This is a genomic window from Sphingomonas eleionomae (genome assembly GCF_049889035.1).
GTDB lineage: Bacteria > Pseudomonadota > Alphaproteobacteria > Sphingomonadales > Sphingomonadaceae > Sphingomonas.
On sequence record NZ_JBLTWP010000001.1, the window covers coordinates 898,961 to 909,480 of the forward strand.

Consider the following 10,520-nt stretch of genomic DNA (forward strand, 5'->3'; position numbering starts at 1 on the left):
CGGCGCTGGCGGCGGCCGGTTCAGGCGGCCGCCAGCGCGACCTGATACTCGGCGGTGGTCTTTGCCGCGACCTCGTCCGCCGTCACGCCGGGGGCAAGCTCGATCAGCCGGAATGGCGACTGATGATCCGCGCGCTGGAACACGGCCAGATCGGTGATGATCATGTCGACCACGTTCCGCCCGGTCAGCGGCAGCGTGCATTCCGGGATGAACTTGGGCGATCCGTCCTTGGCATTATGTTCCATGACGACGATGATCTTCTTGACGCCAGCGACCAGATCCATCGCCCCGCCCATCCCCTTGATCATCTTGCCGGGGATCATCCAGTTGGCGATGTCGCCGCCCTGGCTGACCTCCATCGCACCCAGCACGGTCAGGTCGATATGGCCGCCACGGATCATGGCAAAGCTGTCGGCCGAGCTGAAATAGGCGGAATGGGGCAGCTCGCTGATCGTCTGCTTGCCCGCATTGATCAGGTCCGGGTCCTCTTCACCCGCAAACGGGAACGGACCGATGCCGAGCATCCCGTTTTCCGACTGGAGCGTCACGGTGACGCCATCGGGGATATGGTTCGCCACCAGCGTGGGGATGCCGATGCCCAGATTGACGTAGAAACCGTCGCGCAGCTCGCGCGCGGCGCGGGCAGCCATGTCATCGCGGGTCCAGGCCATTACTCGCCCTCCTTTGGCGTCCAGCGTTTGTCGGCGGGGAACAGGTCGTCGAACCCGGCCCCTTCCCATGCGCCATAAAGCGCGTTGGGGATCAGAAACCAGCCATTGCCCCAGAGCGACGCGATCGCCGCATCCTGCGCCAGCGCCCTGCGCGCAGGCGTGGTCAGCGCCTTGTCGTTAAAGGCATCGGCAAAATCGCCCAGATTGTCGCCCGCCATCGCGATCACACAGAATTTCGTGTCGATCGCCGCCCGGCGTGGATCCTTGGCAGAACCGGGGGCCACATCGCCCTTAAGGAACAGGGTTTCACCGGGAACCGCCCCCGCGATGCCGACCGATGCAAGCGCGGCGGCAGTGGCCGAAGCAGCGGCACGATCGCGGTTGGAATTGAACACAACGGTAACGCCGGCGGCGCGGATGGCGGCAATGCCGTCGATCACGCCTGGCACCGGCTCGACCTTTTCGGCCCCGCCCTGTTCCCACTGGCTCCATCGAGCCGGGTCGAACGGCGGGTCGCCGCGCACGGCGCTGTCGTAATTGGCGCCCGTGTTCAGCAGGACCGTCTCGTCAATGTCATAGACGACGGCGCGCGGACGATTGCCGCAATCGGCAAAGCGGGGCGCAGCGGGCGTCGATCCGGCGGCGAGGACGACGCTGGATGCCGGCCCCTTCGCGTGCGCGGCGACAAAGGACGCCATCGCCAGATGCGCCTGACGCGACAGCACCGCGGCCTCGCCCGATCCCAGTTGCCAGCGATACTGGCGGCCGGGCTGCACCGGGGCGGTGGTCGTTGTGCCGGCAGCGCGCGGCGGGGGCGTGACCGCACAGGCGGACAGCGCAGCGGCAGCGGCGGCAAGCGATAGCGTTCGGATCACGCGGCCGTCCGCTCGCGCACGGTGCGGAACTCGATCTTCTTGTCGTACGGCGCGCCGACGATCATCCGCTTCACGTAAATGCCGGGCAGATGGATGTGATCGGGATCGAGCGAGCCGACGGGCACCACTTCCTCGACCTCTGCCACGCAGATATTTGCGGCAGTCGCCATCGGCTGATTGAAGTTCCGCGCGGTCTTGCGGAAGATAAGGTTGCCCATCTCGTCCGCTTTCCACCCCTTGATAATCGCAAGATCGGCGCGGATGCCGCGTTCGAGGATGTACTCCTCACCGTCGAAAACCTTGACCTCCTTGCCCTCGGCCACTTTCGTGCCGACGCCGGTCCTGGTGTAAAATCCGGGGATGCCCGCCCCGCCCGCCCGGCATCGTTCGGCCAGCGTGCCCTGGGGACAGAACTCCACCTCAAGCTCGCCGGCCAGATACTGCCGCTCGAACTCCTTGTTCTCGCCGACATAGGACGAGATCATCTTTTTGACCTGACGCGTGCGCAACAGCTTGCCCAGCCCCTCGCCGTCGATTCCGGCATTGTTGCTGGCGATCGTCAGATCCCTGACCCCGGCATCGCGGATCGCGTCGATCAGCCGTTCCGGAATACCGCACAGACCGAACCCGCCGGCACAGATCGTCATGCCATCGCGCAACAGACCGTCCAGCGCCGCCGCGGCAGTGGGATAGAGCTTGTTCATCTGCGAATCTCTCCCGTCATCCCCGTTGCCGATAGGCACTGGCCCGGCGGCCGGTCAAGCAACCTGGGCCCGCAGGGCGGGTGCGCAATCCCCAACCGTTCCGGTAGTTTCGCTTACCGATGATTAACGACAAGGCGCTATGCCGCCCCAATGCAGGGCAGTTATTCGATCGAAATTGACAGTCAGCGCAATCTGGCGCGGATGACGCTGAAGGGCTTTTTCAACCCGGCGCTGCTTCAGGCGTTCGTCAACGAACGAAACGCGCTTTATGCCCGATTGTCGCCCGGCCATGTGACGCTGGCCGATGTACGCGAAATGCAGATCCAGTCGCAGGAAATGGTCGAGGCGTTCCGCCGGATGCTGAACGACCCCAATGTGCAATCGCGCAAGCTCGCCTTTGTCACCGCATCCTCGCTGGCCCGGATGCAGTTGATCCGCGCGGCCGAAGCACGGGTCGCCCGGTTGTTCGAATCGGTCGACGCGGCCGAGCGGTGGCTGATGTCCGACGATGCAGGCGAGCCGCTGGCCCCCAATCTGCGCAGCCTGGTGATCGATCGCTGACCCTCTTGGCCAAACCGGCGCTGTCCGGTTAGGATCGGGGATGACGATGAACCGAACGGGCGGCCGGATCCTGGTCGATGCCCTGATCACCCATGGTTGCGACCGCCTGTTCCAGGTGCCGGGCGAAAGTTTCCTGGCGGTACTCGACGCGCTTCACGACACCGCCGCGATCGACGTCGTCACCTGTCGTCAGGAAGGCGGCGCGGCGTTCATGGCGTGCGCCGATGGCGCAATGACCGGGCGGCCGGGCATCTGTTTCGTCACGCGCGGGCCGGGCGCGACCAATGCCAGCATCGGCGTGCATGTCGCGATGCAGGATTCCCTACCGATGATCCTGTTCATCGGCGATGTCGATCGCGGGATGCGGGACCGCGAGGGGTTTCAGGAGGTCGACCTGCCCGCGATGTTCGCGCCGCTCGCCAAATGGGCGACACGGATCGAGGATGCGGCGCGCATCCCCGAATATGTCGCCCGGGCATGGTCGGTGGCAACGGGAGGACGGCCCGGCCCGGTCGTCATCGCCCTGCCCGAAGACATGCTGTGCGACCGGGTTGCTGCAACGGACCGGCCCGCAGCAGGGCGCGTGGACCGGCCGCTGGACCCCGCCGCCTTTGCCGATGTGCTGGAACGGTTGAGAATAGCCGAGCGTCCTGTGGCGATCGTCGGCGGCGCGGGATGGGACAAGGCGACGGGTGGGGCCTTTGACTGTTTCGCGCGCAGCTGGGGCATTCCGGTTGCCGCAGCCTTTCGCCGGCAGGACACGATTGCCAATGACAGCCCCGTCTGGGCCGGCAATCTGGGCTATGGCCCCAATCCGAAACTGGTCGAGCGGATCCGGTCGGCTGACCTCATCCTGGCGGTCGGGCCGCGGCTGGGCGAGGCGACGACCGACGGCTACACGCTGATCACGCCGGACCATCCGGGACAGGCGCTGATCCATGTCCATCCCGATTCGGGTGAGCTGAACCGCGTCTATTATGCGGACATCGCCGTCGAAAGCGCGCCCTTCCCCTTTGCCGCGATGCTGGCCGCAGCCGAGCCGCCCGGCACCCCCCGGCCCGCAGGCGCGCAGGCCCATGCCGAATGGCTGGACTGGTCCACCCCGCGCGTGCGGGACGGTGTGACCATGGACCTTGGCCAATGCGTCCTGGCGATGCGCGAGCGGATGGGCGCTGAAGTCACGATCATCTGCAACGGCGCCGGCAATTTTTCAGGCTGGTGGCATCGATACTGGCGATACGGGATGCAACCCAGCCAACTGGCCCCGACCTGCGGTGCAATGGGCTATGGCGTTCCTGCCGCCGTTGCGGCGGCCCTGCGCCATCCCGACAAGCAGGTCGTCGCCGTTGCCGGCGATGGCGATTTCCTGATGAACGGACAAGAACTGGCCACCGCGGTCCAGCATGGTGCGAACCTGATCGTCATCCTGGTGGACAATAGCGGATACGGAACCATCCGAATGCATCAAGAACGCGAATATCCCGCCCGGATCAGTGGCACGCGGCTGAGCAATCCCGATTTTGCCGCGCTTGCCCGTGCTTATGGTGGTTGGGCGGACCGGGTGGAGCGGACCGCCGATTTCGCGACCGCACTGGACGCGGCACTGGCAAGGCCCGGCCTCAGGCTGATCCACTGCGTAACAGATATCGACGTGATCTCACCCGGCACGACCATCGCGGCGCTGCGCGCGGCTCACTGATCCGTTTCGGCGGGCAGCAGTGCGCGCCATTTGCCGGTGAGCGGGCGATGGCGATGGGCGAGCAGTGCGGGCGGCCGATCATCGCCCTTTGGCGCAAGCAATCGCACCTCATCCTGCATGATCGCGATCCGCTGGCTGGCCGGGGGATGGGTCCGGCTGCGGGCAAGCCCGATCGAGCCCGTCTCCCGCTCCACCATCGGCCAGACGACCGCGCCGCGCGCAGGGTCATAGCCCGCCCGCACCAGCAGATGCACCGCCAGCCGGTCGGCCTCCATCTCGGTTTCGCGGAACAGACCGGCATTGCGGCCGAAACCGGATACCAGGCCCCAGCGGGCACCCGCCGCCTCCAGCCGACGCCGATGGTGCAGCATGTTGTGCGACAGTTCATGCGCGACGATCACGGCAAGGTCGGCATCGTCCATCCGTTCCAGCCAGCGGACGCCGATCTGGACCAGACGGCCATCGGCCTGCGCCTGAAGAGCGTTGGACAGGTCAAGTTCGAACCGCGTGCGGCAGGCCGCAACCGGCGCAACCGTGACATCCAGCGGAGCGCCGCCCTTGCGGCCAAGGCGCATCGGGATGCCCTTGTCCGGGGGCAATTCGGCAAGCGCGCGATCGATACGGTTGACCCGATCGGTCGGTTCGTCGCCGGGATGTGTGGCAAGATCGACAGCGCCAAGGGACAGGACGAGATCGCCGGCCCGGACGCCCGCCCGGTCAGCCGGGCCGCCCCCGACCACCGCCACGACTGCCGGGTGTCCGTCAAATCCCACCGCTGCCTCGACTGCTGCACGGCCGGATGCGTCATATTGTTCGGCCGTGTGAAGGGACCAGCCGATACCCGGCTGAACATGGTCGCACCACGGCCGGGCAGCGATGGCCAGTCGCAAGCCGATCGCGTGCAACCGGCTTTCGGCATGTTCCAGAGAGGATCGCTGACCCTGTGCGGTAAAGCTTGCCGGATCGACCGTCGGCCGGTCGCCGGAAACCGGAACCGTCGCCTGTTCCAGACCCCTTGCGATACCGCTTGAGCCGGTCAGGGCAAGGGCCGCGAAGGACAGGCTGGCAACGATCATGGCGGGCCGACGAAGCTGAACGAGCATCAAGGCGATATGCAGCCGCAAGGATCGCGGTTCAACCATTGCGTCGCAGCGCATTACTGGAACCGGCATCCTTCCGGGGAATAGCATTTTACTCGAGAAAATTGAGATATGTTGCGGAATGGCAACAGAACAAGCCGGAATTACACGCAAACCGACGGTCGTTTCGCGCATGACCGGTGTTTCGCCAGTAGAGTCGACAAAAATCGGCGGTTTTCTTTTTCGATTTACGACGGAATGATCGAAAATGCGGCAGTACGTTTCGATTTAACGATTGATTGACAATAAATCCGTAGGTGATTTGCTCGGGCTTGTGGAGACTAGGCCCGGGACAGGCATTTTTTGAGCTTGCTGCGGGGCAGCAAATCCGTTAACCGGAACACGGCTCAGGAATCTGCAGGTTCCACGGCATCGTGGATGCCGGAGTCTATAAAGGGAGTATCGTATGCGCATTATGAAGCTCATGACGGCTGTTGCCGCTCTGTCGGTTGCCGCGACCCCGGTCGTTGCCGCCGAAGCAAACTCGGCAGCCAAGCTGTCGGTCGCCAAGGTTGCCCGTCAGGCGACCCCGGCGAAGAAGGCCAGCCGCGCTGAAGGCAGCACGGGCATCATCATCGGTGTCGTGGCTGCTGCTGCCGTTGTCGGCGGCATCATCATCGTTGCCGATAGCGATGACAGCTCGGACAGCAACTGAGTTTTGCTGAGTTGAGATGGAACAGCGGCTGCCTCTGGCGGCCGCTGTTTTTCTATGCGTCACGCAGCGCACATCTTCCCGAAAGATTCGTCGCAAGCTCGACATTGATCGGTCGATCTCGTCACCGGCATGAAGCCCAACCTGCCGCCGCGCGTTGCAAACCCTAAACATAAAGTTGGTGGCAGGCGGGTGTTGGTACGCTTAGGTGGCGGCCATGGCATCGGCACCGGATTTTCCTTCCTTGACCCATCTTCAGCGCCTGGAGGCTGAGGCGATCCACATCCTGCGGGAGGTGGTGGCTGAGGCAGAGCGGCCAGTGATGCTCTATTCCATCGGCAAGGATTCGGCGGTGATGCTGCATCTTGCCAAAAAGGCATTTTACCCCGCCCCGCCGCCCTTTCCGTTGCTGCACGTCGACACGACGTGGAAGTTCCGTGCGATGTACGATCTGCGCGAACGATCAGCCGCTGCGGCGGGGATGGAATTGCTCGTCTGGCAGAATCCAGAGGCGCAGGCACGCGGCATCAATCCGTTCGATCACGGCCCGCTCCACACCGACATGTGGAAGACGGAAGGGCTGAAACAGGCGCTCGACCATCATGGGTTCGACGCTGCATTCGGCGGTGCGCGGCGCGACGAGGAAAAGAGCCGGGCCAAGGAACGTGTGTTCAGTTTCCGCACGGCCGCCCATCGCTGGGATCCCAAGAACCAGCGACCTGAACTGTGGCACCTGTATAACGCCCGCAAGCACAAGGGCGAAAGCATCCGCGTCTTTCCGATCTCAAACTGGACCGAACTGGATATCTGGCAATACATCATGGCGGAGGGGATCGAGATCGTTCCCCTTTACTTCGCGGCGCCCCGCCCGACTTTTGAATGGGAGGGCCAGCTGCTCATGGCCGACGATCCGGAACGGCTGGAGCGCGTGCTCGGCCGAATGCCGGACATTACCACGCGGTCGATCCGGTTCCGCACGCTGGGCTGCTTTCCGCTGACTGGCGCGGTGGAGAGCACGGCGGCGACGCTGAGCGATGTGGTGCAGGAAACTCTACTGACGACGACCAGCGAACGTCAGGGCCGCGTCATCGACAAGGATGCTGGCGGGGCCGGCATGGAGAAGAAGAAGCAGGAGGGGTATTTCTGATGCCGGATACCCCCGCCTACACGCCCGACGCGCTGATCGCCGAAGATATCGACGCCTATCTCGACCTCAACCAGCGCAAATCGCTGCTCCGGTTCATCACCTGCGGCAGCGTGGACGACGGCAAATCGACCCTGATCGGGCGCCTGCTGTACGACTCCAAGATGATCTTCGAAGATCAGCTCGCCAGCCTGGAGGCGGATTCGCGGCGGGTGGGCACACAGGGCGGTGCCATCGATTTCGCCCTGCTGGTCGATGGCTTGGCAGCAGAGCGCGAACAGGGCATCACCATCGACGTCGCCTATCGCTTTTTCGCCACCGAAAAGCGCAAGTTTATCGTCGCGGATACGCCCGGGCACGAGCAATATACCCGCAACATGGTGACGGGCGCGTCCACCGCCGACCTTGCCGTCATCCTGATCGACGGGCGCAAGGGCGTGCTGACCCAGACGCGCCGGCACAGCTATCTGGCGTCGCTGATCGGCATTCGCCACATCGTGTTGGCGGTCAACAAGATGGACCTGATCGGATATGATCAGGCGCGGTTCGACGCGATCGTTTCGGATTACCGGGAATTTGCGTCGTCTATCGGTATCGAGGATTTCCTGGCGATCCCGATTTCGGGTCTTGGCGGCGACAATATCGCGGCACGGTCCGATCACACCCCGTGGTATGCTGGCCCGACGCTGATCGAGCATCTGGAAACGGTGGAGGTCGACGGGACGCGCGACCGGGCGCGGCCGTTCCGGATGCCGGTGCAATGGGTCAACCGGCCCAATCTGGACTTCCGCGGCTTTGCCGGGCTGATCGAGAGCGGGATGGTCAAGCCGGGTGATCCGGTGCGCATCCTGCCATCGGGCCGGACCAGCCATGTGGATCGCATCGTCGCCATGCCGTCCGATCTGACCGAGGCAGGCGCTGGCCAGTCGGTCACGCTGACACTGACGGACGAGGTGGATTGTTCGCGGGGCGACGTCATCGCCGCGGCTGGCGATCCGCCGCAGGCCGCCGACCAGTTCCTGACCACGCTGGTCTGGATGGATCAGGCGGAATTGCTGCCCGGCCGCGCCTATTGGCTGAAAATCGGGGCACAGACCGTCAGCGCGACGGTACAGCCGCCCAAATGCGCCATCGACGTCAACACGATGCAGCGGCTGTCGGTAAAGACGCTGGGGCTGAACGACATCGGCGATGCAGAGGTCTATCTGGACCGAGCGGTCGCATTCGAACCCTATGCCGACAATCGCGCGCTGGGCGGGTTCATCCTGATCGACAAGCTGACCAACGCAACGGTCGCGGCGGGCATGATCCGCTTTGCACTGCGCCGCAGCCAGAATGTGCATTGGCAGGCCGTGGATATCAGCCGCGATGCCCATGCCCGGCAAAAGGGTCAGGAACCGCGCCTGTTGTGGTTCACCGGCCTGTCCGGGTCGGGCAAATCGACCATCGCCAACCTGGTCGAAAAGCGGCTATATGCGCTGGGCAAGCACAGTTTCCTGCTGGACGGCGACAATGTACGCCATGGCCTGAACCGCGATCTGGGCTTTACCGATGCCGACCGGGTGGAGAATATCCGCCGGGTGGGTGAGGTGGCCAAGCTGATGACCGATGCCGGGCTGATCGTGCTGACGGCGTTCATCTCCCCATTCCGTGCGGAACGGGAAATGGTGCGCGCGATGATGGGCGATGGCGAATTTGTCGAGATTTTTGTCAACACGCCGCTGGATGTGGCCGAGGCGCGGGACGTGAAGGGCCTGTATGCCAAGGCGCGTGCCGGCGGGCTGAAGAACTTTACGGGGATCGACAGCCCCTATGAAGTGCCGGAACGGCCAGAGATCATCGTCGATACGGCGCGCGAGACGCCGGAGGCCGCAGCCGAGCGGATCGTCGATCATGTGCTGGGCGCATGGGCGCCAGTGATATGAGCGCCAATGCGATGACCGATGTCGAGCTGGCACGGTCGATTGCAGACGCGGCGGGGCGATTGCTGATGGATCTGCGCGCGGCGGGCGAACTGGCCGACGAGGCGCTGGGCGCAGAGGGCGATCGCGCGGCCAATGCGCTGATCCTGGAACGGCTGGCGGAGGCGCGGCCGGACGACGCGGTGCTTTCGGAGGAATCCGCCGACAGCCCGGATCGGCTGGCCCGCAGCCGCGTCTGGATCATCGATCCGCTGGACGGCACCCGCGAGTATCGCGAGGGGCGCGACGACTGGGCCGTCCATATCGCCCTCGCCATCGACGGGAAACCGGCGATCGGCGCGGTGGCGTTGCCCGCGCTGGGCCGGGTGCTGGACAGCGCAGAGGTGCCCCCTGCCCCGCCCCCGGCCAGTCCCCCGCGCATGCTGGTCAGCCGCAGCCGCCCCGGCGCGGATGCGATGGCGGTGGCCGAGGCGCTGGGGGCCGAACTGGTGCCGATGGGATCTGCCGGAGCAAAGGCGATGGCGGTCGTGCGGGGCGAGGCGGACATCTATCTGCACAGCGGTGGGCAGTTCGAATGGGACAACTGCGCCCCCGCTGCGGTTGCGCTGGCAGCCGGACTGCACGCAAGCCGCATCGACGGATCGCCGCTCCGTTACAACCGTGCCGATCCGATGCTGCCCGACCTGTTGATCTGCGCGCCCGAACTGGCCCGCATCATCCTGCCGATGATCGAAACCGGCATGGCAAGGGCACCGGCGGAACAGGGTGACCCGGCCGCCTGAGCGCGATGCGCCCCCTGCCAAGACCATCGCTCGCAGTCACGGCCGACGGCGAATGCTGCACGGCATAGCTTGCATTTGCACGACCCGGTCGGGCATGGCGATCCCGCAGCCCCTGTCCGGGCACTGATGGGATGATGACCATGAAGCTGGTGATGATAGGTTCGGGTTATGTGGGGTTGGTGTCTGGTGCGTGTTTTGCGGATTTCGGGCATGACGTGGTGTGCGTGGACAAGGACGCGGGCAAGGTAGAGTTGCTGCGTTCTGGCGGCATTCCGATTTTCGAGCCTGGTCTGGACACGCTAGTTGCGAAGAATGTGGCGGCGGGGCGGTTGTCGTTCACGACCGATCTGGCGGGTCCGGTGGGCGAGGCA

General features: G+C 64.7%; 10 protein-coding genes and 1 pseudogene. 7 read left to right on the forward strand and 4 right to left on the reverse strand.

The genetic code is table 11. From position 1 onward, the window contains the following. Positions 1-20: 20 nt before the first annotated feature. Genes ACNI3Q_RS04085 through ACNI3Q_RS04095 form a run of 3 tightly spaced genes read right to left on the reverse strand, consistent with a single transcriptional unit; the run spans position 21 to position 2,250 of the window. Positions 21-671 carry a CoA transferase subunit B gene (locus ACNI3Q_RS04085; RefSeq protein WP_426274135.1) on the reverse strand — a complete coding sequence of 217 codons (651 nt, stop codon included), beginning with the start codon at positions 669-671 and terminating at the stop codon, positions 21-23. Continuing rightward, positions 671-1,546, reverse strand: a complete 876-nt coding sequence (locus ACNI3Q_RS04090; RefSeq protein WP_426274137.1) for an HAD family acid phosphatase — start codon at positions 1,544-1,546, stop codon at positions 671-673. Before ACNI3Q_RS04090 ends, ACNI3Q_RS04085 begins: the two co-directional genes overlap by 1 nt. Further along, the gene (locus ACNI3Q_RS04095; RefSeq protein ID WP_260019216.1) at positions 1,543-2,250 is read right to left on the reverse strand and encodes a CoA transferase subunit A; all 708 of its coding nucleotides are present in this window, start codon (positions 2,248-2,250) and stop codon (positions 1,543-1,545) included. Before ACNI3Q_RS04095 ends, ACNI3Q_RS04090 begins: the two co-directional genes overlap by 4 nt. Before the next feature lie 150 nt (positions 2,251-2,400). Between ACNI3Q_RS04095 and ACNI3Q_RS04100 the strand changes: the two genes are divergently transcribed. Next, positions 2,401-2,811: a hypothetical protein gene (locus tag ACNI3Q_RS04100; protein WP_426274139.1), complete on the forward strand. Its 411-nt coding sequence runs from the start codon at positions 2,401-2,403 to the stop codon at positions 2,809-2,811. Positions 2,812-2,851: 40 nt separating this feature from the next. Continuing rightward, positions 2,852-4,510: a thiamine pyrophosphate-binding protein gene (locus ACNI3Q_RS04105; RefSeq protein WP_426274141.1), complete on the forward strand. Its 1,659-nt coding sequence runs from the start codon at positions 2,852-2,854 to the stop codon at positions 4,508-4,510. On the opposite strand, the gene ACNI3Q_RS04110 is transcribed toward ACNI3Q_RS04105, so the two are convergent. Continuing rightward, complete coding sequence (locus ACNI3Q_RS04110) at positions 4,504-5,613, reverse strand: M48 family metalloprotease (protein WP_426274143.1); 1,110 nt, start codon at positions 5,611-5,613, stop codon at positions 4,504-4,506. The two genes, ACNI3Q_RS04105 and ACNI3Q_RS04110, sit on opposite strands and share 7 nt — an antisense overlap. A 451-nt stretch (positions 5,614-6,064) precedes the next feature. Between ACNI3Q_RS04110 and ACNI3Q_RS04115 the strand changes: the two genes are divergently transcribed. The 5 genes and pseudogenes from ACNI3Q_RS04115 to ACNI3Q_RS04135 form a co-directional block, all read left to right on the forward strand. Further along, complete coding sequence (locus tag ACNI3Q_RS04115) at positions 6,065-6,304, forward strand: hypothetical protein (RefSeq protein WP_426274145.1); 240 nt, start codon at positions 6,065-6,067, stop codon at positions 6,302-6,304. Positions 6,305-6,518: 214 nt separating this feature from the next. Then, entirely contained in the window at positions 6,519-7,448 is a 930-nt protein-coding gene (gene cysD, locus ACNI3Q_RS04120) for a sulfate adenylyltransferase subunit CysD (protein WP_426274147.1), read from the forward strand. Then, positions 7,448-9,370, forward strand: a complete 1,923-nt coding sequence (cysN, locus tag ACNI3Q_RS04125; RefSeq protein ID WP_426274149.1) for a sulfate adenylyltransferase subunit CysN — start codon at positions 7,448-7,450, stop codon at positions 9,368-9,370. Before cysD ends, cysN begins: the two co-directional genes overlap by 1 nt. Next, positions 9,352-10,149 (forward strand): 3'(2'),5'-bisphosphate nucleotidase CysQ, encoded by a 798-nt coding sequence (locus tag ACNI3Q_RS04130; RefSeq protein ID WP_426274151.1) that lies wholly within the window; start codon positions 9,352-9,354, stop codon positions 10,147-10,149. Before cysN ends, ACNI3Q_RS04130 begins: the two co-directional genes overlap by 19 nt. A 140-nt stretch (positions 10,150-10,289) precedes the next feature. After that, positions 10,290-10,520 (forward strand): annotated as a pseudogene (locus tag ACNI3Q_RS04135) (UDP-glucose 6-dehydrogenase); the annotation flags it as partial.

Coding starts and splice junctions, on each gene's coding strand:
- ACNI3Q_RS04105 (WP_426274141.1), top strand. CDS start 2,852: ATGACGATGAACCGAACGGGCGGCCGGATCCTGGTCGATGCCCTGATC.
- ACNI3Q_RS04110 (WP_426274143.1), bottom strand. CDS start 5,613: ATGCTCGTTCAGCTTCGTCGGCCCGCCATGATCGTTGCCAGCCTGTCC.
- cysN (WP_426274149.1), top strand. CDS start 7,448: ATGCCGGATACCCCCGCCTACACGCCCGACGCGCTGATCGCCGAAGAT.
- ACNI3Q_RS04130 (WP_426274151.1), top strand. CDS start 9,352: ATGGGCGCCAGTGATATGAGCGCCAATGCGATGACCGATGTCGAGCTG.
- ACNI3Q_RS04095 (WP_260019216.1), bottom strand. CDS start 2,250: ATGAACAAGCTCTATCCCACTGCCGCGGCGGCGCTGGACGGTCTGTTG.
- ACNI3Q_RS04085 (WP_426274135.1), bottom strand. CDS start 671: ATGGCCTGGACCCGCGATGACATGGCTGCCCGCGCCGCGCGCGAGCTG.
- cysD (WP_426274147.1), top strand. CDS start 6,519: ATGGCATCGGCACCGGATTTTCCTTCCTTGACCCATCTTCAGCGCCTG.
- ACNI3Q_RS04115 (WP_426274145.1), top strand. CDS start 6,065: ATGAAGCTCATGACGGCTGTTGCCGCTCTGTCGGTTGCCGCGACCCCG.
- ACNI3Q_RS04100 (WP_426274139.1), top strand. CDS start 2,401: ATGCAGGGCAGTTATTCGATCGAAATTGACAGTCAGCGCAATCTGGCG.